Annotated in this window: 17 protein-coding genes; 6 read left to right on the top strand and 11 right to left on the bottom strand. The window is 63.1% G+C overall.

Annotated elements, in window-relative coordinates; genetic code table 11:
• Positions 1-22 precede the first annotated feature (22 nt).
• From F7R20_RS20375 to F7R20_RS20405, 7 genes are all read right to left on the bottom strand, one after another.
• Positions 23-1,552: a DHA2 family efflux MFS transporter permease subunit gene (locus tag F7R20_RS20375; protein WP_003203669.1), complete on the bottom strand. Its 1,530-nt coding sequence runs from the start codon at positions 1,550-1,552 to the stop codon at positions 23-25.
• A gap of 139 nt (positions 1,553-1,691) precedes the next feature.
• Positions 1,692-2,888: an HlyD family secretion protein gene (locus F7R20_RS20380; protein ID WP_003203671.1), complete on the bottom strand. Its 1,197-nt coding sequence runs from the start codon at positions 2,886-2,888 to the stop codon at positions 1,692-1,694.
• A gap of 15 nt (positions 2,889-2,903) precedes the next feature.
• Positions 2,904-4,373 carry an efflux transporter outer membrane subunit gene (locus F7R20_RS20385; RefSeq protein ID WP_003203673.1) on the bottom strand — a complete coding sequence of 490 codons (1,470 nt, stop codon included), beginning with the start codon at positions 4,371-4,373 and terminating at the stop codon, positions 2,904-2,906.
• On the bottom strand, positions 4,370-4,843 hold the full coding sequence (locus F7R20_RS20390) for a MarR family winged helix-turn-helix transcriptional regulator (RefSeq protein WP_003203676.1): 474 nt from the start codon (positions 4,841-4,843) through the stop codon (positions 4,370-4,372). Before F7R20_RS20390 ends, F7R20_RS20385 begins: the two co-directional genes overlap by 4 nt.
• A 240-nt stretch (positions 4,844-5,083) precedes the next feature.
• Positions 5,084-8,770 carry a translocation/assembly module TamB domain-containing protein gene (locus F7R20_RS20395; protein WP_003203678.1) on the bottom strand — a complete coding sequence of 1,229 codons (3,687 nt, stop codon included), beginning with the start codon at positions 8,768-8,770 and terminating at the stop codon, positions 5,084-5,086.
• Entirely contained in the window at positions 8,767-10,494 is a 1,728-nt protein-coding gene (locus tag F7R20_RS20400; RefSeq protein ID WP_081352564.1) for an autotransporter assembly complex protein TamA, read from the bottom strand. The genes F7R20_RS20395 and F7R20_RS20400 overlap by 4 nt, the downstream gene beginning before the upstream one ends.
• A gap of 65 nt (positions 10,495-10,559) precedes the next feature.
• Entirely contained in the window at positions 10,560-11,210 is a 651-nt protein-coding gene (locus F7R20_RS20405; RefSeq protein WP_003203682.1) for a GNAT family N-acetyltransferase, read from the bottom strand.
• Positions 11,211-11,387: 177 nt separating this feature from the next.
• On the opposite strand from F7R20_RS20405, the gene xthA reads away from it, so the two are divergent.
• Positions 11,388-12,200 (top strand): exodeoxyribonuclease III, encoded by an 813-nt coding sequence (xthA, locus tag F7R20_RS20410; protein ID WP_003203684.1) that lies wholly within the window; start codon positions 11,388-11,390, stop codon positions 12,198-12,200.
• A gap of 35 nt (positions 12,201-12,235) precedes the next feature.
• Here xthA and F7R20_RS20415 read toward each other — a convergent pair whose 3' ends face one another.
• Together F7R20_RS20415 and F7R20_RS20420 are read right to left on the bottom strand one after the other, a co-directional pair.
• A complete protein-coding gene (locus tag F7R20_RS20415; protein ID WP_003203686.1) occupies positions 12,236-12,787 on the bottom strand; it encodes an ester cyclase in 552 nt (183 codons plus the stop codon).
• Between the two features lie 53 nt (positions 12,788-12,840).
• Positions 12,841-13,854: a polysaccharide deacetylase family protein gene (locus F7R20_RS20420; protein WP_003203689.1), complete on the bottom strand. Its 1,014-nt coding sequence runs from the start codon at positions 13,852-13,854 to the stop codon at positions 12,841-12,843.
• 115 nt (positions 13,855-13,969) lie between these two features.
• On the opposite strand from F7R20_RS20420, the gene F7R20_RS20425 reads away from it, so the two are divergent.
• Together F7R20_RS20425 and F7R20_RS20430 are read left to right on the top strand one after the other, a co-directional pair.
• Complete coding sequence (locus F7R20_RS20425) at positions 13,970-14,869, top strand: LysR family transcriptional regulator (protein WP_003203691.1); 900 nt, start codon at positions 13,970-13,972, stop codon at positions 14,867-14,869.
• Positions 14,870-14,973: 104 nt separating this feature from the next.
• Positions 14,974-16,299: a substrate-binding domain-containing protein gene (locus F7R20_RS20430; protein WP_085983275.1), complete on the top strand. Its 1,326-nt coding sequence runs from the start codon at positions 14,974-14,976 to the stop codon at positions 16,297-16,299.
• Positions 16,300-16,900: 601 nt separating this feature from the next.
• On the opposite strand, the gene F7R20_RS20435 is transcribed toward F7R20_RS20430, so the two are convergent.
• Both F7R20_RS20435 and F7R20_RS20440 read right to left on the bottom strand, forming a co-directional pair.
• Positions 16,901-18,139, bottom strand: a complete 1,239-nt coding sequence (locus F7R20_RS20435) for a M20/M25/M40 family metallo-hydrolase (RefSeq protein ID WP_003203695.1) — start codon at positions 18,137-18,139, stop codon at positions 16,901-16,903.
• 85 nt (positions 18,140-18,224) lie between these two features.
• Positions 18,225-19,310, bottom strand: coding sequence for a diguanylate cyclase (locus tag F7R20_RS20440; RefSeq protein WP_003203697.1), 1,086 nt, complete (start codon positions 19,308-19,310; stop codon positions 18,225-18,227).
• A 296-nt stretch (positions 19,311-19,606) separates the two neighbouring features.
• Here F7R20_RS20440 and F7R20_RS20445 point away from each other — a divergent pair, with 296 nt between their 5' ends.
• From F7R20_RS20445 to glcE, 3 genes are all read left to right on the top strand, one after another.
• The gene (locus F7R20_RS20445; RefSeq protein ID WP_003203699.1) at positions 19,607-20,536 is read left to right on the top strand and encodes an alpha/beta fold hydrolase; all 930 of its coding nucleotides are present in this window, start codon (positions 19,607-19,609) and stop codon (positions 20,534-20,536) included.
• Positions 20,537-20,626: 90 nt separating this feature from the next.
• Positions 20,627-22,126: a glycolate oxidase subunit GlcD gene (gene glcD / locus F7R20_RS20450; RefSeq protein WP_003203701.1), complete on the top strand. Its 1,500-nt coding sequence runs from the start codon at positions 20,627-20,629 to the stop codon at positions 22,124-22,126.
• Complete coding sequence (gene glcE / locus F7R20_RS20455) at positions 22,126-23,184, top strand: glycolate oxidase subunit GlcE (RefSeq protein ID WP_003203703.1); 1,059 nt, start codon at positions 22,126-22,128, stop codon at positions 23,182-23,184. The genes glcD and glcE overlap by 1 nt, the downstream gene beginning before the upstream one ends.
• Positions 23,185-23,331: the final 147 nt, after the last annotated feature.

Consider the following 23,331-nt stretch of genomic DNA (forward strand, 5'->3'; position numbering starts at 1 on the left):
CCCACAGGGTGTTGTGTGTGGATCAATGCCCCGCCGATGCAGGCCCAGCCTTCGCCGCGAACGGCGGCTTCGCCAGCCACACCAGCACGATCAACCCCATGAACGCCCAACCCAGCAGCGTGAAGTAATCCACGGTGGAGAGCATGTACGCCTGGCTGTTGAGGACCTGCTCGAGCCGGGCATAGGCCGGGGCACTCGCACCACCGAGTTGGTTGAGTGCTTCGCGGGTGGCCGGCTCGAAAGTGCTGATGCTTTCGCTCAGGTAGGCGTGATGCTGGTCGGCCCGGCGGATCCAGATCCAGGTGGTCAGGGACGCGGCAAAGCTGCCACCCAGGGTCCGCAGGAACGTCGCCAGCCCCGCGCCGTCGGCAATCTGGTGCGGCGGCAGGTCCGACATCAGGATGCTCAGGGTCGGCATGAAGAACAGCGCCACGCCGATGCCCATGAACAACTGCACCATCGCAATGTGCTGGAAATCCACCTCGTTGGTGAACCCGGCCCGCATGAAGCAGCTCAGGCCGATGGCCAGGAACGCCAGCCCGGCCAACACGCGCAGGTCGAACCGGTGGGCGTACTTGCCGACGAAAGGCGACATCAGCACCGGCAGGATACCGATGGGCGCCACCGCCAGCCCGGCCCAGGTCGCGGTGTAGCCCATCTGGGTCTGCAACCACTGCGGCAGGATCAGGTTGATGCCGAAGAACCCGGCGTAGCCCCCCACCAGCACAATGGTGCCGATGCGAAAGTTGCGATAGGCGAACAGGCGGAGATTGACCACCGGGTGACGGTCGGTCATTTCCCAGATCACGAACACCGCCAGGGCAATGATCGAAATCAGCGCACCGATGATGATGAAGTTCGACTCGAACCAGTCCAGGTCGTTGCCTTTGTCGAGAATCACCTGGAGCGCGCCAACGCCAATGATCAGCGTGATCAACCCCACATAATCCATCGGTTGATGGCTGGTGACCACCGGCCGCGCCTTGAGCTGCTGTTGCACCACGAGCGCGGCGAAGACGCCGATGGGCACGTTGATGAAGAAGATCCACGGCCAGCTGTAGCTGTCGGTGATCCAGCCGCCGAGGATCGGCCCGGCAATCGGCGCCACCACCGTGACCATCGCCAGCAACGCCAGGGCCATGCCGCGCCTGGCCGGCGGGTACACGGCAATCAGCAAGGTCTGGGTCATCGGGTACAACGGCCCGGCCACCAGCCCTTGAAGTACACGAAAGCCGATCAGCTCCGGCATCGAGGTGGAAATACCACACAAGAACGACGCGAGCACGAACAGCATCGTCGCCCACAAAAACAGTTTCACCTCGCCAAACCGCCGGCTCAGCCAGCCGGTAAGCGGCAAGGCGATGGCGTTGCTCACCGCGAACGAGGTGATCACCCAAGTGCCCTGCTCCGAGCTGACACCCAGGTTGCCGGAAATGGTCGGCAAGGCAACGTTGGCGATGGTGGTGTCGAGCACTTGCATGAACGTCGCAAGCGACAGCCCGATGGTGCTGAGCAACAGGCTGGGCGGCGTGAAAGACGCGTTATTGCTCATTGCGAAATCCTATGAAGCGAAGGTGGCGAAATCCCTTAGGGCAAGACACAAACCCTGTGGGAGCCAGGCTGTTGGCTGTGTGGGAGCAAAGCCAACAGCCTGGCTCCCACAGGTTTCAGAGGTTGGCCTGCAATTGCGATCAGCGCTGCACGGTCTTGCTCGCCACCGCACTGTTGTCGTGGATCAGGCGGGCGATCATCGCGTCGGCATCGGTCAGCTGCTGGTCGTAGACCTGGGTGCTGAACGAGGCTTTCTGCGGTGGCTGCTGGGCCAGTACCGGGCCGCTCTGGTCGTGCAGGTCGACACTGACCAGGGTCGACAGGCCGACCCGCAGCGGATGCTTGGCCAGCTCCTGGGCATTGATGTGAATGCGCACCGGCACCCGCTGGACGATCTTGATCCAGTTACCGGTGGCGTTCTGCGCCGGCAGCAAGGCAAATGCGCTGCCGGTCCCGGCGCCGAGGCTGTCGATGGTGCCGCTGTACTTCACATCGCTGCCGTACAGGTCGGCTTCGATGTCCACTGGCTGGCCGATGCGCATGTCGCGCAGTTGGGTTTCCTTGAAGTTGGCGTCGATCCACAGCTGATCCAGCGGGATCACCGCCATCAACGCCGTACCCGGCTGCACCCGTTGGCCCAGTTGCACGGTGCGCTTGGCGACATAACCGGTGACGGGTGCGATCAAGGTACTGCGGGCGTTGGCCAGGAAGGCCTGGCGCAGTTGCGCGGCGGCGGACTGCACATCGGGATGGGACGACACCACGGTATCGTCCACCAAGGCGCTGGTGGTCTTGAGCTGTTGCCGGGCATTGGCCAAGGCGTTCTGCGCCGAGGTCAGGTCATCCCGGGCGTGAGACAGTTCCTCCTTGGAAATCGCCCCGCCGGCCGCCAGGTTCTTGCGTCGGCTGTAGTTTTCCTGGGCCTTCTGCACTTCGGCCTCTTGCGCATTGACCTGCGCCCGCATGCCATCGACGTTGCTGTACAAGCCACGCACCTGGCGCACGGTCCGGGCCAGGTTGGCCTGGGCACTTTGCAGCCCGACTTCGGCATCGTTCGGGTCGAACTGCACCAGCACCTGGCCTTCACGCACCAGGTCGCCGTCGTCGGCCCCGATGCTCACCACGGTGCCAGTGACCAGCGGTGTGATCTCCACCACGTTGCCGTTCACATAGGCATCGTCGGTGCTTTCGCTCCAGCGGCCATACAGTTCGTGCCAGGCCCAGACGCCCAGGCCCGAGAGAATGACCAGCAGCGCCAGTGTCAGCAGCATGACCTTGCGCTTGCGTGGGTTGCCGTCCTGCGCATGTTCGGATTGAGTCGTTTCGGCAGTCGCCATGACAAGTACCTCGAATCAGTTATTTGGCGTGGTAGCGGCCGGGGTGGCCGCCGCCAGGGTCTGGGCTTCGAAACCACCGCCCAGGGCCTGCATCAGTTGGATCGACAAATCGATCTGGTCGGCATTCAGGTTCGCCAGTTGGCGCTGGGCCTGGAGCAATTGCTGCTCGATGCTCAGCACGTCCAGGTAATTACCGATGCCCGAGCCGTAGCGCTGGACCACCGTGTCGTAGGAGCTCTGTGCGATATCAGTGGCATGTTGCTGGGCGCCGATCTGGCGAGCGATGTCACGCAATTGGTTGATGGTGTCGCTGACATCGCCAAGGGCCGTGACCAGGCTCTTGTTGTATTGCGCCACCGCCAGGTCGTAATCGGCGTCCCGGGCATCCAGGTCCGCCCGCAAGCGGCCGCCATCGAAGATCGGCAGCGACACCGTCGGCCCAACATTGAAGAAGCGGCTGGCCGAACCGAACATCGCATCGCCCAGCAACGACCGGGTTCCGGCGGCTGCGCTCAAGTTGAGATTGGGGTAGAAGTTGGTCTTGCCAGCCTCGATGTTCTTGCTCGCCGCCTCGACCCGCCAGCGTGCCGCGACCAGGTCCGGACGCCGCCCCAGCAACTCGGCCGGCAGGTTCGATGGCAAGGCGACCGTGCTGGCTTGCAGCACGTTGGGCCGGGGGATTTCATTGCCGCGGTCAGGCCCCTTGCCCAGCAACACCGCCAGGGCGATCTTGGCGCTTTGCAGGCGTTTCTCTGCGTCGATCAGGGTTGCATCGGCGCTGGCTTCCAGGCTTTCGGTCTGCTGGAACTGATATTCGCTGTCGATCCCGGCAGTGAGGCGGCGCTTGCCCAGGTCGAGCATCTGCCGGGTGCGCTTGAGGTCCTCGGAGGCCAGGTCATAAATGATGTGGGCCTGGCCCAGGTCGCTGTAGGCCCGGGCCACGTCGGCGGCCAGGGTCAGTTGCGCGGCCTGGCGATCGATCTCGGCGGCGCGGGCCTGGCCGAGGGCGGCTTCCCAGGTGGCACGCTGGCCGCCCCAGAGGTCGAAGTTGTAATTGAAGTCCACACCTAACGTGCGCAGGGTGCTGTACGCCCCGCCCTGCCCTTGCGGGTCCTGGTCACGGGACAGGCGCGAACGGCTGGCACCACCGCTGGCATCGAGGGTCGGCAGGCGCGCCGCGTTGGCGGCATAGGCGGCGGCACTGGCCTGATGGACCCGGGCGCTGGCGATCTGCATATCCGGGCTATCGCGCAGGGCTTCACGAATCAGGCCATCGAGTTGCGGGTCGCCGAGGCTCTTCCACCAATCTCTTTTCGGCCACGCGGCCTGCGACAGCGTGACACCATTCAGCGATTGCCCAGCCTTGAGGCTCTGGGCCTCCAGGCTGACGCCTTCGGTCTTCAGGCCGCTGTAGCTGGCACAGCCAGCCAGGCTCATGGCCAAGACCACCAGGCTTAATCGGGTACGCAAGGTTCTACGCTTCATTTTCCCCCCATTCGCGACACGGTGATGGGGTCACCGGCGGCGAGCAGAATTTTCTTGAGGATCTGTTCGAGGGTTTGCAGCTCCTCGGGGCTGATGGCGCCGGCCAACTGGTTCATGGCTTCGGCACCGATAAACGGCAGGCGATCGGCGAGGGCCTGGCCGGCTTCAGTCAGCACCAGGCGCACTTGCCGGCGGTCCTGGGCGGAGCGTTCACGGGCCAGGAAACCTTTCTGCTCCAGGCGATCGAGCATCCGCGTCATCGAGCCGCTGTCCAGGGACAGGTAACGACACAGCTCGGCCGGCGTCTCGATGCCGTACTGGGCCATGATGATCAACACCTTGAACTGCGCGGCGGTGATGCCGACAGGTTCCATGTGAGTGTCGATGATCCGATCCTTGAGCAGCGCGGTGCGGCCGAGCAGCATGCCGAGATGGCAATTGTGAAAGTTGTCTGGAGTGAAATGCTTCATCTGACCACCGTTTGCTGCCTAGGCAGTGAATGTATGTCGAGATATTACTGCTTAGGCAGCAAATGTCAATCGAATAGTTAGCTTGCTATTCACATGAAGTGTGTGGGAGCTGGTCCTGTGGGAGCAAGGCTTGCCCGCGATAGCATCACCTCGGTTCGACTGATAGACCGAGTTGCCTATATCGCGGGCAAGCCTTGCTCCCACACAAGCCCGCTCCCACAAAGGGGGGTTCGGGGAAGGTTAGAAATCGCGCTTGTAGAAGATGTCCAGCGAGCTGGCGACGCCGCTCGCGGCTTCGAGGTAGACCTTCTTGCTGAGCTTGTAGCGCAGGGCGATGGTGTTGGCCGGCTCGAACACGCCGACGCCGTAGCGCAGGCTGAGTTTTTCCGACAGGTTGCCGCTGGCGACCACGCTGGTGGCATTGCCGCTGCCCTGGGTGTCGAGCTGGAAATCCTCGATCCCCAGGTTATTGGCCAGGCTGGTGGTCACCCCCGAGCTGCCCATCAACCCCAGGCCCAGCGCCGCCTGGGCGAGCATGTTGTTGTCCTCGCCGGTGGTGCTCAGCGGCCGGCCCAGCACCAGGTAGGACAACGCCTGTTCCTGGCTCATGGCCGGTTCCGAGAAGATTTGCGTGGTCGGTTGTTCGGCGCTGCCGCTCAAGCGGATGCCGGCGATCACGTCGTCGGTCTGGCGGATCGCTTCGATGTCCAGGTAGGGCTGGTCGATGGGCCCGGCGAACAGCAGCCGCGCCCGCCGCACTGTCAGCCGTTGCCCGTAGGCCCGATAACGACCGTCGTTGAGCCAGAGCTCGCCGCGGGTGTCCATGTTGTCGCCGATGTGAACCTGGCCCTGCACGTTGGCGGTCAGGCCGAAACCCGAGAACGCGAGCTTGTCCTGGCCGACGATCACGTCGATGTCCATCGCCATGGCCAGCGGCGCCTTGCCCTCTTCGGTCTGGTGGCCGACGATCACCGTGTCATCCGAAACCTTGACGGTGGACGGCGGCAGTTCGCGGATGGTGATCTCGCCTTTGGGCACCAGGACCTTGCCGGCAATGGAAAGCCGCTCACCGTGCATGGTGATGTTCAGGTCGGGCGCCACGTCGAGCACCGCATAAGGCTCGACGGTGACTGGCAGTTGCGAACCCTTGAGGGCCAGGTTCATGGTCAGGGCGTCGCCCCAGCCGATGTTGCCGTTCAGGCTGCCCTGCCCGCTCTTGCCACTTTTCCAATTGCCATTGAGCTGCACCGCTTCGCCGGTAATCGCTGCCCGCATCTGCAAGGCTTCAAGGCTGACCGGCAGTTCCGGGCCAGACACTTCACCGTCGCTGAGCACCAGGTTGCCGTTGACCTGGGGCGCAAGCAGACCACCAGACAAGGTTCCGCTGCCGTTCAGGTGACCGGTGAGGGTTTCCACCATCGGCACGAATGGCCGCGCCACGGACAGGTCCAGGCCGGTCAGGCGGAACGAGCCGCTGACGGGTTTGCTGGCCGGTATGGGGTTGATTTGTGCCTGGAGCATCAGTTCGCCGAGCCTGGCGCCGACGAAATTCAGGTCGGTGTCGATGCGCTTGGGGGTCAGGCGGCTGTTGAGCGTCAGGGTCTGGTAGGGGAAGTCCAGCCATTGCGCCTTATCGCCCTCCTTGTCCCGAATCCGTAAAGTACCGCCGCTGGCGTCCACCAGGATCCGGCCATTCGGACCGCTGGCCGGCAGGTCCAGTTGCAGGTCCGCGTTGAGCCGGCCCTGCCAGGCAAAATCCTTGGGCATCCACTGGGCCAGGCTTTCGATGGGGAATTGCTTGAGGTGATAGCGCAACTTCGGTTCCGGCATCAGCCGCTGGTCCTCACCGCACAGGCTGGCCTCGCCTGAACGCCAGCAATGCGCGCCGACGTTGAGCGTGCCATCGGCCAGGCGCTCCAGTTTAGCCGGGGCTTGCAGGCGCCAGGCTTGACCGCCGGCCTGCACGTCGCCGCTGGCCAGGCGCCCGCGCCAATTGCCTTGGTCGAGCGCGCCATCGAGTGCCAGGGTCGTGTCGAGCTGCGGCCCTTGCAAGTCGAGGTTGAGTGCTTGCCGTTTGATGTCGCCCTGTCCGCTGACCGTCAGCACGCCCAGTGACGTTTCGCCGGCGCGGATACCGCTGGCCTTGAGGTCGAGCTTGCCGCGCTGGGCGCTGTCGAGGATCGCATCCAGGTTCAGGCTTTGCAGGCGGTTGTCCTGGAAGGCCAGTTGCGTGCCTTGCAGGCCGAGCTTGCCTTGGGGGGCTTTGAGCGTGCCGGCCACGTCGACACGGCCGACGACTTGGCCGCGCAATTGCGGCCAGAGCTGAGCCAGGCGTGCGAGCTTGATGTCGATCTGGCCGGTCAGCTTCTCTTGCAGGCTGCCGCTGCCGTTGATGCGGTTATCCCCCAGGCGAATATCCAGCGCGCTGAGCTTCCACTGCTCGCCAGCGCCGCTGGCCTTGGCCTGGAACACCGCGGGCTGGCCACGCAGTTTGCCCTTGAGGTCCAGGTCCGCGTCGAGATCGAGGCGATCGTTCTTCATCATCCCTTTGCTGCGCAACGGCCCGGCCAGGGTCCCGGGCAGTTCGCCAAGCCAATACGCCGGGTTGATGGCCGACAGTTGCAGCGCCGTGTCCCAGGCAATGCCCTCGACAAATTGCAGGCTCAGGTGCCCTTCGGCCTTGCCCTGCCCCGCCGCGAGCTTGAGCTGCGGCAAATGGATTTGCGTCAGGTCGCCACTGAACGGGCTGCCCAGGCTGAAGGCCCCGGCGGGTCCGTCCAGCGCGGCCTGGAAGTTGCCCAGGTATTGGCCATCGGTGTAGGAGACTTCGCCGTCGAAGCTGCGCAGCGTCACCTGTGGCTCGTCGATCAGCGGATAGAGGCGATGCCAGGGGAAATCCAGCCAGGCGACTTTCGCCTCGGCGCGCAGGCCTTCGCGCCAGTCCAATTGGCCGCTGAGTTTCAGGCTTTGCTGATCGCCGGCATCCAGATCCAGGCCGGCGATCTGCGCGCCGTTGGCGTCCACCGTGCCTTGCAGCAACAACGCCACCGGCCCTTTTTCGGCGGGCAGCGTCGCCTTGCCGAGCAGTTGATAGCCGTTTTTCAGATCGCCTTCGCCGGTCAATTCCAGTTGATTGAGCAACAACGTGTCGGGCAAATCGGCACTGGCCTTGAAGCCGTCGGCGGTGATGCGCACCTTGGCGGGCAGGTTGTCCGCCAACGGTTGCAGCTCACCGTTCAACTGGCCTTGCAGGTAACCGCTGCTGTCGGCCTTGAGGTTGAGGGTCTTGAGCAGGTTGCCGTCGACTTTCAGGTCCAGGGCCCAGGGCGTTGCGCCCGGCGCCGGCAAGGTCAACCGGCCCTCGGCGTTCAACGGCCAGTCGCCGCCCGGCTTCAGCAGACCGGAGAGTTTCAGGCTCAGCTCATCGCGCTGCAACTGCACCGAATCGATCTGCATGCCCGCGGCGGTCCAGTGGGCAACCAATTGCAGGCCCTTGAGCTGCTCGCTGCCGTTGAACGACAGGCTGCCGACCTGCACGTCGCCCAGTTCGATGGCGAGTGGCAAATCCAGATCCGGCAAGCTGATCGGGCCGCTGCTCGGCTCATCGGCAGAGGCTGGCAATTGCAAGGCGACCTGGTCGGCCTTGAGCTGTTCGATGCACAAGGTCATGCGTGCCAGGCACAGCGGCGACCAGGCGAATATCAGCCGATCCACTTCCACCCGACTGGCGTCCTGCTGCCACAGCAGGTGATCGGCGCTCCACTGTCCGCCCAGCCGCCCCTGGAAATTCTCCACGGTCAGCCCCGGCACCAGGCCGAGGGCCCAACGGCTGCCCAATGCCGTGCCCAGCACCACGCTCAAGGCCAGCACGAGCGCCACCAGTACCCCGGCGAGCGCCAGCAGCGTTATCTTCAAACCACGCGTCACAGCTCAGGCCCCATGGAAAAGTGCAAGCGGATACCACCGTCGTCGTCTATCGCATGGGCCAGGTCGAGGCGGATCGGACCCACCGGCGAAACCCAGCGCACGCCGACGCCCACGCCGGTCTTGAGGCTCGGCAGTTCAAGGCTGTTGAACGAGTTGCCCTGGTCGATGAACGTCGCCACCCGCCATTTTTCCGCGATTGAATATTGATACTCGAGGCTGCCGGCGACCATGTAGCGACCACCGATACGGTCGCCCTCGGCGTTTTCCGGCGACAGGCTCTGGTAGTCGTAACCCCGCACGCTCTGGTCGCCACCAGCAAAAAAGCGCAGGGACGGCGGGATGGATTTGTAGCCATTGGTGGCGCTGCCGCCGATCTGCGCACGCGCCAGCAAACGATGCTTGTCGAACACCGTGGTCAGGCCCTTGACCATGGCGGTGCCGTATAAAAGGTTGTTGTCCGAGCCGAGCCCTTCCTTGGCGACCTTGGTGTCGAACTGCAAGCGGTAACCGTTGTGCGGATCGATGCGGTTGTCGCTGCGCAGGTAGGAATAGCTGAGGCCCGGCATCAGCAGTGTGCTCAGGCCCGCATCGTCGCCGAGGCGATATTCCTCGCGCTGCCACTTGAGCGACACCACCCGCTGCCAGCCGCTGGGCAACTTGCTGTGCCATTCCGGGCCCACGGTGAGCAGTTTGCTGAGGCTGTCGGTGCCGGCCAGTTCTTCATATTGATAACCGCCGGCGTAACGTATCTTGTCGGTCAGCGGCGGATCCAGCGGCACGTCGTACCACAGGCCGACGTTCTGCCGGGGCGCCGACACTTCCGCTTCCCAGCCATAACTGTGGCCCTGGGGGTTGACCCAGTGACGCGTCCAATTGGCTTTGACCCGTGGGCCGACATCGGTGGAAAAACCCAGGCCCAGGCCCATGGTGCGCGGCTTGCGCGTGTCGAGCTTGACCGCCACCGGGATCACGTTGTCAGTGGCCGCCGTCGGTGCGGCATCCACCCGGACGCCTTCGAAATAACCGCTCGATTGCAGGGCCTGGTTGAGCTCTGCAATGAGTTCGGAGTCGTACGCCGTGCCGGCCTTGAACGGCACCATGCGCTGCAGCAGATCTTCGTCGAACGGCGTATCACCCTCAAAACTCACCGGGCCCAAGGCATAGCGCGGGCCGCTGTCGTAAATCAGTTCGATGTCGGCAATGCCCGCCTGGGGGTCAACCAACAGCTTCTGCTGGGTGAAACGCCCGCTGAAAAAACCATAGCGCGAGGCCTGGTTCTGGATGATTCGCTTGGCGTCTTCGTAGCGCCCATGGTTGAGCACCGCGCCGGGCTTGAGGGCGGCGTTGCTGGGTACGCGAAAGGCTTTGAGCGATGCCGCCGGGCCATCAATGCGCACGGTGACGTTGCGCAAATGCACAGGCTCGCCGGGGTCGATGGTCAGCACCAGGCGTGGGTCCTTGCCGCCCTTGACCTCACTGTCGATCTGCGGCTGGTAGTAGCCCAACGCCTGGGCGGCCTTGCGCGCCTGCTCCTCGGCACCACGGCTGAAGCGCAGCAAGGCCTCCTCGTCACGATCACCCACGCCGCCGATGTAACCTTCTACGTTGGCCTTGAGTTCATCGTTGGACGGCTTGACCCGTACTTCCAATTCGCTGTTTGCCAGCGCTGCGCAACTGAGAGACAGCAGGAGCGCGCCACTGGTCATTCTTCCTGGGAGGTTCATGGCGCGGATGCTATCACGAGCGTAGGTGCTTGATAGAGCCGGACATTTCGCAAAAGTTCGCCAGACTATGCCGTTGCGCTTTGCAGGACCTGCGGGTTGGCGTGGAAGAACACATGCTCGCGGATCGGTCCTACCGCCACTTCACCGATTTCCTCGTAACCCTGGCGTTTATAAAACTCAAGGTAACGTGGGTTGCCGGTGTCCAGCACCACGCCCTGGGAATGCTCGTCCACCGCACACCAGTTATGAACCGCTTCGAGCAACTGTTCGCCGAAATGCTTGCCCTGGAACTGTGGATGCACCCCCAGCAGCGGCAATACATGGACCGCATCCGACGGCAGGCAGGCCAGCACCGCCGCGTGGTATTCCAGGTAGCGCCGGGTGCAACGAAAACCAGTGCTCAAGACCATCCGCAGGCGCCAGGCCCAGCTTTCGGTGATGCCCAGGCGCCGCTGCGGCGGGGCGATCAGGGCGATGCCAATCAGGCGGTCGTTGACCAGCAAGCCGATGGCCGGCAGGTCCTGGAGAAAATGCTGCTTGACCAGCTCACGCACCGTGGCCCGTACCCGCTGTTCATAACCGGGACGCTCGGATTCGAACAGGTAGCTGAAAGTCGGCTCGTGGCGATAGGCCTGGTACAGCAACGAACGGGCTTCACGGGAATAACCACTGTCGAGCATATGGATGTCGGCGATGGCGGTGGCGGTTTCAGGCATGACGGTAGTTCTCCTGGGGCGAGGCTCGATGAGGCCCTGCTCTTATTGAGTACGAACCCGATTGGGTTGCGATCGTTCCTACACCCACAGGACATTAGCAGCGCATTTGTCCTACTGCCACGCTGGCCGTGTTCCGACATGTCAGCTAGCATCGCAGTTTTGCCAGGACAGCCGACCATGAAGATCGTCTCCTTCAACATCAACGGGCTGCGCGCCCGCCCCCATCAGTTGGCGGCGCTGATCGAGAAGCACCAGCCGGACGTGATCGGGCTGCAGGAAACCAAGGTCCACGACGAACAATTCCCCCTGGCCGAGGTGCAGGCCCTGGGCTACCACGTGCATTACCACGGGCAAAAGGGCCATTACGGCGTCGCCCTGCTCTCCCGCCAGGCGCCACTGAGCCTGTACAAGGGCTTCGAGGGCGACGACGAGGATGCCCAGCGGCGCTTCATCTGGGGCACCTTCGCCGATGCCAACGGCGTGCCGGTGACCATCATGAACGGTTATTTCCCACAAGGTGAAAGCCGCGACCACCCGACCAAATTCCCGGCCAAGGAACGTTTCTACAGCGATTTGCAGCAACTGCTGGAAAGCCGCTTCAGCAACGACCAGCCGGTGGTGGTGATGGGCGACGTGAACATTTCCCCGGAAGACTGCGACATCGGCATCGGCCCGGACAACATGAAACGCTGGCTGAAAACCGGCAAATGCAGCTTCCTGCCGGAAGAACGCGAATGGATGGCCCGCCTGAAGAACTGGGGCCTGGTGGACAGCTTCCGCCACCTGAACCCGGACGTCACCGACCGCTTCAGCTGGTTCGACTACCGCAGCCGCGGTTTCGAGGACGAGCCCAAGCGCGGTCTGCGCATCGACCTGATCCTCACCTCCCACGGCCTGCTGCCGCGGGTCAAGGACGCCGGCGTGGACTACGAACTGCGAGGCATGGAAAAACCGTCGGACCATGCGCCGATCTGGTTGCAGTTGAGCTGATCAGCAAAACGGCTCGCCAAAGGCGAGCCTGTCTGTCAGAGAGCACCCAGCTGTTTGAACAGGCTCAAGTTGTCCTCGATGTGCCAGTTGGCGACGATTTTTCCTTGGTCCACCTGATAGATATCCGTCGCGATGAACTCCACGGGTTGGCCCTGGCCCCGGAGCTGGTCAAAGGTGCCGGTGAAATGGCCGCGAAAGCGCAGGTGCACCACGACCCGATCCCCCACCACCAACATCTGTTCCACGACACAACTGAGATCCGGCACTGCGCCACGGAAGGCTCGAGACGCCAGTAACGGTCCTTCCGGGCCTTGCTTGCGCCCGGCAGGTGGCGTCTTGTCGATGAAGCCAGGCGCCAGGGCTTCGCGGGCCAGCGCTTCGTCTCCGGTGTGCCAGAACGTGTCATAACGCCGGGCCGCGAGGATCATGGCGGACGCCTGCCACGCCGACAGGCTCTGGTCGACAATCAGACTCTGGGGCGCCACGAGCGCATCGGTGGCGGCCGAGGCCCCCAGCGACAGGCCCAGGGCCAGGGAAAAACCGGCCAGGCGCAAGCCGCCAGGCAGGGCAAGGAATGAGAACGGCATGGTAGGTTCCTTCGGGTCGATCAAGGGCCGGGGCCCGGTTTTGTAAAAAGGCTTCAGAGCGTTTCGGCTTCACGCACCGACAGCGCACTGGCGAGGGTGTAGCGGGCAATATCGTCCTTGCGCATGAACGTCACGCCCGGGTGGCTTTTGGCGTAACGCAGGAACTCATCCCAGACCCGCACCATTTGCGGCGTGCCGCTGATACGGTCATGGGCGCTGATCGACATCATTCGCCGCCGTGTGCCGGCTTCTTCGTAGAGTTGGTCGAAATCGAGCTTTACCTGCTCCAGGAAGGCCTGGGGCGAATAATGCCGGCCTTCGATCAGCACGATGTCGTTATTGCGCAATGTGTAGGGGACCACTGCGAAGTCCTTGCCATTGACCGATTCGATGAAGGGCTCGTCGCGACTGACGTCATCGATGTGGTAGAGGTAGCCCAGCTCCTGCAGCAACGCCAGGGTATTGGGCCCCCGGCGCAACCAGTTGCAGTTGTAACCGGTGACCGGCTGCCCGGTGACCTCCTGCACCATCTGGGCGGCCTGGCGCAGGAACGTCCGTTCCTCCTCGCGACTCATCGCAAACTGCGAACTCCAACGCGGGCCATGGCCGGCCGCTTCGTGACCGCGCGCAACAATCTCCCGTGCCAGGGACGGCTGGCGCCGCGCCGCTTCGCCGATCATATGGGACGTGACCTTGACGTCATGGCGGTCCCACAAATCCAGCATGCGTGGGATACCTTCCCGATAGCCGTAGGCAAACCAGGTATTGGTCGCCGGATCGGAGGGGACACTGTCAGGGAAATCCACTGGGGGAAACGGGCTGTCGGTCCCCTTGGGCGGTTGCCCTCCGGCTTCGAATTGCATGGAAATCGAAATCACCAAGCGGGTGTCGCCCGGCCAGAAACCATTCTTGGAAACGCCGACGGCTTTTGTCGAGATACCGGCCTGCGCCGAGCCCGTCGTCAAAAGGTCCCCCGCCGCCAGCAACGCAGCACCAGCGCTCGCCTGGGCCAGGAAGGTCCTGCGTTCGGGGTTGTGAGTAGCATCGGGTACCTCGGAAATGGCCATGGCGGACTCCTGGAAAAAACACTGAAGTGCAATCGTCTGAGGCACTAAGGTATGCCTTGCGTGTTTTCCTGATAATTGATCCACTGGCGAAAATACATTTCGGAATTACCGAATAATGTTCCTGAAGAACCTCGAGCTTTTTCTACTCATCGTTGAGAAAGGTGGACTCTCTGCTGCCGGCCGGGAGGTGGGGCTGTCCCCCGCTTCGGTCTCGGAACGGCTCGCCACCCTGGAAACCTACTACGGCGCCACCCTGCTCAATCGCACCACGCGTGCGATCAGCCTGACCGACGAAGGCAAGTTGCTGGTCGAAGGGGCCCGCCGGTTACTGGCCGAAGCCGGCGAGTTGCACAGCAGCATTCGCGCCGGCACCCAAACCCTCAGCGGGCCGATTCGCATGAGTGCCCCGCAAGATTTGGGACGCCAATACATCGACCCCATCCTGTCGCGATTTCTCGATGAGCATCCAGATGTCAGCCTGGATTTGGACCTGGGCGACGGCTACGTGGACCTGGTCAGCCAGGGGCTCGATTTCGCCATTCGCTATGGCGCCTTGGCCGACAGCTCACTGCGCGCCAGGCCCTTGGGGGAAAACCGTCGCGTGGTCTGTGCCGCGCCCACTTATCTGGCGCGTCATGGCACGCCAACGCACCCCGCCGAACTGACCCGACACGAATGCCTGGTGATGCGCCTGGGCATCAATACGGCGCGGGAATGGACCTTCAGCCGACGCGGCGAGGTGCATCGCGTGTTGGTCCAGGGTCGGCGAATCGCCAATGACGGCGGCCTCGTACGCCAGTGGTGCCTGGAGGGACACGGCATCAGTCTCAAGTCGATCTGGGATGTGCGCGACGATCTCAAGAGCGGGCGGTTGGTGGAGTTACTCCCGGAGTTCACGGCCGGCAGCACGCTACTGCAGATCGTCTACCCGACTGCCCGCGTCCAACCCAAGCGCGTGAGGGCGTTGATCGAACATCTGGTGACCGAGCTGGCAGCAATGGAGTCCGGCGCTTAAGAACGCAATCGCCCTGTCATCGTTTAGTCATCTGCCTGACTTATTCTCCCGGCACTTCCCTGGGTTCTGAAGGTGTCGGCATGCGTCTGTGCGTGGTCTGGATAATGGCGTTGTGGCTGCCGTTGGCGATCTGCGCTGAACGCGAGCCTGTTCCCGGCTTGCCTCTTCCAGAATCCGGCCCGGCCCTGCGCCTTCAAGGCTCCAATACCATAGGGGCAACGCTCGGCCCGGCGCTGGTCAAAGGGCTGATGGAAAGCCAGGGGCTGCTCAAAGTGAGCGCCGAAATCACCGGCACGGATAATGAGCAGCGGATCGTCGGCCAGACCACTGACGGTCGGCGAGTGGAAATCGACATTGCCGCCCACGGCTCCAGCACCGGTTTCGCCGCCCTCAAGCAGGGCAACGCCGACCTGGCCGCCTCTTCACGACCGATCAAGGACAGTGAGCTGAAGGAACTGTCGTCCCTGGGCGACCTGAAAAGTCCCACCGCCGAGCAGGTCATCGCCATTGATGGCCTGGCGATTATTCTTCATCCGCAGAACCCATTGCGTCAGCTCGATACCGTGCAACTGGCGCGGATATTCAGTGGCGAGGCGAAAACCTGGGAAGCCGTGGGCGGTGCTGGCGGGCCGATTCATCTTTATGCCCGGGATGAACAGTCCGGCACCTACGACACCTTCAAGGAACTGGTCCTCAGCCGACAGGGAAAACGGCTGGATCCTACAGCACGGCGCTTCGAATCCAGCGAACAGTTGTCCGACGCTGTCAGCCAGGACCCGCAAGGCATCGGCTTCATCGGTTTGCCCTATGTGCGCCAGGCCAAGGCACTGGCGATTGTCGACGGTGATTCCCAACCCATGTTGCCGTTGAACAACCTGATCGCCACCGAGGACTACCCCTTGTCCCGGCGCCTGTTCTTTTATTTGCCACCCCAGGCGACCAACCCGTGGGCCGAGGCGCTGGTGGCGTTCACCCAAAGCGAGCAGGGCCAGACCATCGTCGCGGCCAATGGATTCATCGCCCAAACCGTCCAGGCCATGGCCGTCACGCCGAATGCATTGATGCCCGAGGGTTACCAGGCCCTGAGCCGCCACGCCCAACGCTTGACCGTGAACTTCCGCTTCGAAGAAGGTAGCGCCAGCCTGGACAACAAGGCCCACCAGGACCTGGGCCGCGTGCTCGACTATATAAAGCAGCATGGCAAAACCGACCGGCGTGTGACCCTGGTGGGGTTTGGCGACGCCAAGGACGACCCGGCGCGGGCCGACCTTCTGTCAAAACTGCGGGCCATGGCGGTGCGGCGCGAACTGGTCAAATACGGCGTGGCGTTGCGAGAGGTACGGGGGTTCGGCGCATTGATGCCGGTGGCGGCCAACAGCGAGGATGCAGGAAGGGTCAGGAATCGACGGGTTGAGGTTTGGGTCTACTGAACCAGGTCAAACGGCGCAACACAAATCCCTGTGGGAGCAAAGCTTGCTCGCGATGCAGGCACCTCGGTTCCCCAGGAGACCGCGTCATCTGCATCGCGGGCAAGCCTTGCTCCCACAGCAGGACGCTGCGACATTTCGCTAAATTCCCTCACTACAAAAGCCTGGATGTTTATCACATTAGCCTCGGGGTAGGACCGAGCCACATCGTCTTGCGCCGTTACCTACAACTACGCCAGAATCCGCCGGCTTGCGCGCCTTGAGGCCAGGGCTTTATCGTTTCCGGGTCGCTGACGAATCAGCAATCGGGTTTGGTAGCCCGGGTAAAACTAAGGCGCACGGCTCCGGCATATTTATTATGGCGGCTGTGCGCGGGGCGCCCTTGTGGCGCGCTGGGTTTGCCTTGGTACCCGGTCTACCAACCTGCGTATAGCCGCCACCGAACGATCGAAGCGGCGCAACACAAATCCCAGTGGGAGCAAAGCTTGCTCGCGATGCAGGCACCTCGGTTCCCCAGGAGACCGCGTCATCTGCATCGCGGGCAAGCCTTGCTCCCACAGCGGGACGGTGCGATGTTTCGATCCTTTAAAAAATGGGCAGCGCTTTACCGCCCCGCCAACTCCATGATCATCCGCGACAACAGATAAATCCTTGGCACCACACTCTCGACTTCGGCGTATTCCTCCGGCGTATGGATGTTGCCGCCAACAATGCCAAAGCCATCCAGCGTCGGCGTACCAACCCCGGCCGACAGGCTGGCATCCGCCGCCCCACCGCTACCTTCTTCAGTGAGTTTGCGCCCCAGTTCGCCATAGATGCCTTGGGCCATGGCCATCAACCGGTCCGACTCCGCCGTCTGCGGCATCGGTGGCAAGCCACGCTTGAGGCTGGTGGTGACTTCGGTGTCGGCGATCAACTTGTCCTGCGACACCCGGGCCAGGTCTTTTTCGATGCGGTCGAACTCTTCCGGCACCGCTGCCCGCACATCCGCCTTGGCGCTCGCCTGGTCGGGAATCACGTTGGTCCGGTCGCCGGCCTTGATCACCGTGAAGTTGATGGTGGTTTTCTTTTCCGCGTCGCCGAGCTTGCCCAGTTGCAAGATCTGATGCGCGGCTTCCATCGCCGCATTGCGCCCCAACTCCGGCGCGACACCGGCGTGAGACGCCTTGCCCTTGACCTCCACCAGCGCCGTGGCACTGCCCTTGCGCCACACCACCAGACCATCGGCCGGGCGCCCCGGCTCGAGGTTGAGCGTCACGTCATGGGCCTTGGCGGTTTTCTTGATCAGGTCGGTGGCGGCGTCCGAACCGGTTTCTTCGCTGGCGTCGAGCAGGAAAGTAATCTGCGCGTAGTTCTTGAAGTCCAGGTTCTTGAGCACCTTCAAGGCGTAGATCCCGGCGACGATGCCGCCCTTGTCATCCATCACCCCCGGCCCGTAGGCCCGGCCGTTCTTGATGTGGAAGGGACGCTCGGCGGCCGAACCTTCCTTGAACACCGTGTCCATGTGCGCCATCAGCAGGATTTTTGCCTTGCCGGTGCCCTTGAGGGTCGCCAGGATGTGCTGGGTGCCGTCCGAGTTAGGCACCTTTTCGATGGTGGCGCCCAACTTCTGCAATTCATCGATGGCAATGTCACCGACCTGGGTCAGCCCCGGCACATAGCCTGAGCCGGAGTCGATGTTCACCAAGCGTTCGAGCAGTTTCAGGGCCTCGCCCTTGTACTGTTCGGCGTCGCTCAGGACTTGTTGATGGGGCTGCGCGAAAGCAACGGGAGCAAAGGCGCCGAGGGCCAGGCTCAGGCCAAGACTGACGGCCAGACGGGAGCGAAGAGCGGTCATCATCATGATTTCATCCTTGTTCCGTATCGAAAGAGTGCCAGAGGCACCCTACCCGACAATGGGTCAAGGCTCTAGACCGCAGGTGGCCACCTCAGGGAGAAATGGCCGATACCTCCAACACCTGCCGATGCCGGTAACACGTGACCCGGTTGCGCCCGCCGGTCTTGGCCTCGTAAAGCGCCTGGTCGGCATCATTGAGCCAATGGGTCGCATCGCCATAAGCCGGGTTGAAGGCCGCCAGGCCAATACTCAGGCTCACCTTCAGCGCCGGGTTCTGTTCATAGCTGAGCGTCGCAAAGCGCTCGCGCAAGCCGTCCATGGCCTGCACGGCGTTGTGAAGCGTCAGGTCCGGCAGAATCACACAGAACTCGTCCCCGCCATAACGCCCGACCACATCGGCGGCGCGCAGGTTTTGCTTGAGCATCTTGCCAAGCTGGCGCAGCACGATGTCGCCGGCGACATGGCCATAGGTGTCATTGATGGCTTTGAAATGATCGATGTCGATCAGCGCAATCGCGCCGCGCCCTGCCCCGTCATTCGGGTGACGCTGGCAGCGCTGGAACTCCTCGTTGAGGCGATCTTTCCAGGCGCCATGGTTAAGCAAACCAGTCAGGCTGTCGGTGCGACTCAGGGCCAGCAACTCGCGTTTCTGCCGGCCCAGAATGTAGGCCTGGCGATAGCAGAACCAACCCAGCGCCATCGGATACAGGCACAGCAACGGCAAACAAGCATAGATCTGCGCCGGGCTGGTCATGGGCACGCTGGTCAGCGGGAAGATCAGCACCCCCACGACAATGCCGGCCACTTGGGCCAAGGCCCCAATGAGCAGGAAACGCAGGCCACCAATGGCGACATTGTTCATCGCCATCATCGCCAGCGTGACGGCTGCGGGCAGCGGGTTGAACTGCATTGCCGCGACCCAGAAGCCGCCAAGCGCCGCATCGATCAATAAGTTGATGTGTTCGGCTTGGTACGGCACCGAGCAACGCCGGGCCCACCCGTAGGACAAGTGTGGCCAGAGCAGGCCGTTGAACAGCATGAAACCCCAGACCCACGGCGCCGGCTCGAGGGGAAAGACGGCAGCACTCACCAACAGCAACCCCAGCGTCAGGCCCAGAATGCGCGATATATAAAGCCTCCTGGCCAGCGTCCGTCCCTTTTTTCCCGTTTTTTGCATAGGAACCTCTGCACCGCGGGTTTCCCAAGTCGTTGGGACGGGGGGTAGCTTGGAGTCTATCAGGGCAGCATCAAATAGCCACCACTGAATGAGGGGGTATTTATTCTCCTTCAAATGTCGGGCCCTGCCGCGGATCTTGGCTATACATGAGTCATCCGGCGGCTGTCATAGCAAGTAGCAAAGCAAATGCGCCATGTCATCGCGATGTGCTCGGGTTTCAGCTTCACTTAAGAATATCTGGCCCGTCGGCTCAGACTGGCCGATCACATTCTGTCCTGACCCATGGGGGGCAAAACATGCTGGTGTTGTGGGTAGTCCTTGCCGTGTTTATCGCCTGGAGCTGGTTGACATATCCAGGCATCGGCCATGTGCTGTACGACATGGGCATGGCGCTGGAGGCACGTCTCTACCGGTTGCACAAGATCACCGTCCCCATCAGCGAGATGACCGTATCGACCTGGCAAGGCGGGCCTTATGAAGCGTCCGGCAGCATCCTGATGCTGCATGGCTACAGCGCCGACAAGAATCTCTGGCTGCGCTTCGCCCGACATTTTGTCGGCGACTACCGGGTGGTGGTGCCCGACCTGGCCGGCCATGGCGAAACCGGCTTCAAGGCCGGCGGCGGCTATGACATCCCGACCCAGGCCCGGCGGGTCATCGAGTTGCTCGACGCCTGTGGCCTGGACAAGGTCCATGTGATTGGCAATTCCATGGGCGGTTACCTCGCCGCATGGCTGGCGGCCACCTCGCCCGAGCGCGTGCTGACCCTGGCGCTGATCGATCCGGCCGGCGTCACCGCGCCCCAGGCCAGCGACATGGAACGCCACCTGGCCGCCGGGCATAACCCGTTCCTCGTCGACTCGCGGGACGATTTCGCGCCGTTCTACGCAATGACCATGGCCTCCCCGCCCTGGGTGCCCAGCGTGGTGCTGGCGGCAATGGCCGAACGTTACGAACAGCGCCGCGAGGAACTGGCGGAGATCTTCGTCGATTTTCGCGCCAGCCCGCCGATGGAACCGCGCCTGGCCGACATCCGCGCCCCGTCGCTGCTACTCTGGGGGCGCAAGGACAGGTTGATCGACGTCAGCAGCGTGCCGGTGTGGAGCAAGGGCATCGCCGATTTGCGGGTGGAAATCTGGGACGGTATTGGCCACATGCCCATGGTCGAACGACCGGGAAAAACCGCGGCGCTGTACCGGGAATTTCTCAAGGGGCTGGGGCAGTGACGGCGATGCGAAAATAACAAAATGAATCCCTGTGGGAGCGAGCTTGCTCGCTCCCACAGGGATTCGAGCCGACTCAGAGGTATCGACTTCATGAACATCCTCTACGACGAACACCTCGACGGCCCCTTGCCCAAGGTGGACAAACAGGCGCTGCTTCAAGCCTTGCAGGCACAGGTTCCAGACCTGGACATCCTGCATCAGGAGGAAGATCTCAAGCCCTACGAATGCGATGGCCTGTCGGCCTACCGCACCACGCCCCTGCTGGTGGTACTGCCCAAGCGAGTCGAGCAGGTGCAAGCGCTGCTCAAGCTCTGCCATGGGCTGAATGTGCCGGTGGTCGCCAGGGGTGCCGGGACCGGCCTGTCCGGCGGCGCCCTGCCCCTGGCAAGCGGCGTGTTGCTGGTGATGGCGCGGTTCAACCAGATCCTGCACATCGACCCCGACGCCCGCACCGCACGTCTTCAGCCCGGTGTGCGCAACCTGGCGATCTCCCAGGCGGCGGCGCCGTTCGGGCTGTATTACGCGCCGGATCCCTCGTCGCAGATCGCCTGTTCCATCGGCGGCAACGTCGCGGAAAATGCCGGCGGCGTGCACTGCCTCAAGTACGGCCTGACGGTGCACAACCTGTTGAAGCTGGAAATCCTCACCATCGAAGGCGAGCGCCTGACCCTCGGCAGCGAAGCCCTGGACTCGCCGGGCCTGGACCTGCTGGCGCTGTTCACCGGTTCCGAAGGTTTGCTGGGGGTGATCACCGAAGTGACGGTCAAACTGTTGCCCCGGCCCCAGGTCGCCAAGGTGCTGCTGGCCAGTTTCGATTCGGTGGACAAGGCCGGGCGAGCGGTAGCCGACATCATCGCCGCCGGGATCATCCCCGGCGGCCTGGAAATGATGGACAACCTGGCGATCCGCGCCGCCGAGGACTTCATCCACGCTGGTTATCCGGTGGAGGCCGAAGCGATCCTGCTGTGCGAACTGGACGGGGTAGAGGCCGATGTCCATGACGATTGCGAACAGGTCCGCCAGGTGTTGGAGCAGGCCGGGGCCACCGAGGTGCGCCAGGCGCGGGACGAGGCCGAGCGGCTGCGCTTCTGGGCGGGGCGCAAGAACGCCTTCCCGGCGGTGGGTCGCCTGGCGCCGGATTATTACTGCATGGACGGCACCATCCCGCGACGTGCCCTGCCCGAGGTACTGCAGCGCATCGCCAGCCTCGGTGCCGAGCATGGCCTGCGCGTCGCCAACGTTTTTCACGCCGGTGACGGCAACATGCACCCGCTGATCCTGTTCGATGCCAACCAGCCCGGCGAACTGGAGCGCGCCGAAACCCTGGGCGGGAAAATCCTCGAACTGTGTGTCCAGGTAGGTGGCAGCATCACTGGCGAACACGGTGTCGGCCGGGAAAAAATCAATCAGATGTGCACGCAATTCAACAGCGACGAACTGAACCTGTTCCACGCGGTGAAAGCAGCATTCGATCCCCAAGGCCTGCTCAACCCCGGCAAGAACATCCCCACCCTGCACCGCTGCGCCGAATTCGGTGCCATGCACATCCATGGCGGACAACTGCCGTTTCCTGAACTGGAGCGTTTCTGATGAACCGCGAAGCCGACCAGGACGCCAGCCACCTGCTGCTCGAACAGGTCAATCGCGCCCGGGCCGACGCCACGCCGCTGCGCATCCAGGGGGCCAACAGCAAGGCTTTCCTGGGGCACGAAGTGGCCGGCGAAGTGCTGGACACCCGCGTGCATCGTGGCATCGTCCACTACGACCCCACCGAACTGGTGATCACGGCCCGGGCCGGCACCCCGCTGCGGGAACTGCTTGCCGCCCTCGACGCCGCCGGGCAGCGGCTGCCCTGCGAACCGCCAGCATTTGGCGATGACGCCACGGTCGGCGGCATGGTCGCCGCCGGGCTGTCGGGGCCGCGTCGACCGTGGGCCGGTTCGGTGCGCGACTTCGTCCTGGGCACGCGGCTGATCAGTGGCCACGGCACGTTGCTGCGTTTCGGCGGCGAGGTGATGAAAAACGTCGCCGGCTACGACCTGTCGCGCCTGTTGGCCGGCAGTTTCGGTTGCCTGGGGGTGATCACCGAAGTTTCCTTGAAGGTCCTGCCCAAGCCCCGTCACAGCCTGAGTATCCGCCTGGAACTGGACAGCACCGAGGCCCTGGAAAAACTCGCCGAATGGGGCCGTCAGCCCCTGCCCATCAGCGCAGCCAGCCATGACGGCGACTGCCTGCACCTGCGCCTGGAGGGTGGCGAAGGCTCGGTCAGCGCCGCTCATCAGCGTTTCGGTGGCGAGGTGATCGACGATCAATACTGGACGGCACTCAATGAACATCAGTTGGCCTTCTTCGATGAAGGCTTGCCGCTGTGGCGCCTGTCGCTGCCCAACCATACCGGGCCGCTCACCCTGCCCGGCGCGCAGTTGATCGACTGGGCCGGCGCCCAACGCTGGTTGAAAACCGAGGCCGACACGGTGCAAACCCTGGCCCATGAAGTCGGTGGCCATGCCACCTGCTATCGTCAGGGTGCCAGCGACACACCGTTCCAGCCACTGGCCCCGGCGCTGCTGCGCTATCACCGGCAGCTCAAGACCCAGCTCGATCCCCTGGGGCTTTTCAACCCTGGTCGGATGTATCTGGAGTTCTAGTGTCCTGTGTCGCAAATGCGTTCCTTTTTGACGAGTGGCTGTTGTCGTCAGGCAAGGCGCCGCGACGAGTCATAGCCCGCTATGGCGAGGAGCGGCAACGCAGCATGACGACAACAGACGCCGTCAAAAAGAAACAGCATTTGTGAT

It is taken from the genome of Pseudomonas brassicacearum subsp. brassicacearum, assembly GCF_008801605.1.
GTDB classification, from domain to species: Bacteria; Pseudomonadota; Gammaproteobacteria; order Pseudomonadales; family Pseudomonadaceae; genus Aquipseudomonas; species Aquipseudomonas brassicacearum.

Coding starts and splice junctions, on each gene's coding strand:
- F7R20_RS20390 (WP_003203676.1), bottom strand. CDS start 4,843: ATGAAGCATTTCACTCCAGACAACTTTCACAATTGCCATCTCGGCATG.
- F7R20_RS20435 (WP_003203695.1), bottom strand. CDS start 18,139: ATGATGATGACCGCTCTTCGCTCCCGTCTGGCCGTCAGTCTTGGCCTG.
- F7R20_RS20445 (WP_003203699.1), top strand. CDS start 19,607: ATGCTGGTGTTGTGGGTAGTCCTTGCCGTGTTTATCGCCTGGAGCTGG.
- F7R20_RS20440 (WP_003203697.1), bottom strand. CDS start 19,310: ATGCAAAAAACGGGAAAAAAGGGACGGACGCTGGCCAGGAGGCTTTAT.
- F7R20_RS20375 (WP_003203669.1), bottom strand. CDS start 1,552: ATGAGCAATAACGCGTCTTTCACGCCGCCCAGCCTGTTGCTCAGCACC.
- xthA (WP_003203684.1), top strand. CDS start 11,388: ATGAAGATCGTCTCCTTCAACATCAACGGGCTGCGCGCCCGCCCCCAT.
- F7R20_RS20400 (WP_081352564.1), bottom strand. CDS start 10,494: ATGAACCTCCCAGGAAGAATGACCAGTGGCGCGCTCCTGCTGTCTCTC.
- F7R20_RS20430 (WP_085983275.1), top strand. CDS start 14,974: ATGGCGTTGTGGCTGCCGTTGGCGATCTGCGCTGAACGCGAGCCTGTT.
- F7R20_RS20425 (WP_003203691.1), top strand. CDS start 13,970: ATGTTCCTGAAGAACCTCGAGCTTTTTCTACTCATCGTTGAGAAAGGT.
- F7R20_RS20385 (WP_003203673.1), bottom strand. CDS start 4,373: ATGAAGCGTAGAACCTTGCGTACCCGATTAAGCCTGGTGGTCTTGGCC.
- F7R20_RS20405 (WP_003203682.1), bottom strand. CDS start 11,210: ATGCCTGAAACCGCCACCGCCATCGCCGACATCCATATGCTCGACAGT.
- F7R20_RS20380 (WP_003203671.1), bottom strand. CDS start 2,888: ATGGCGACTGCCGAAACGACTCAATCCGAACATGCGCAGGACGGCAAC.
- glcD (WP_003203701.1), top strand. CDS start 20,627: ATGAACATCCTCTACGACGAACACCTCGACGGCCCCTTGCCCAAGGTG.
- F7R20_RS20420 (WP_003203689.1), bottom strand. CDS start 13,854: ATGGCCATTTCCGAGGTACCCGATGCTACTCACAACCCCGAACGCAGG.
- F7R20_RS20415 (WP_003203686.1), bottom strand. CDS start 12,787: ATGCCGTTCTCATTCCTTGCCCTGCCTGGCGGCTTGCGCCTGGCCGGT.
- glcE (WP_003203703.1), top strand. CDS start 22,126: ATGAACCGCGAAGCCGACCAGGACGCCAGCCACCTGCTGCTCGAACAG.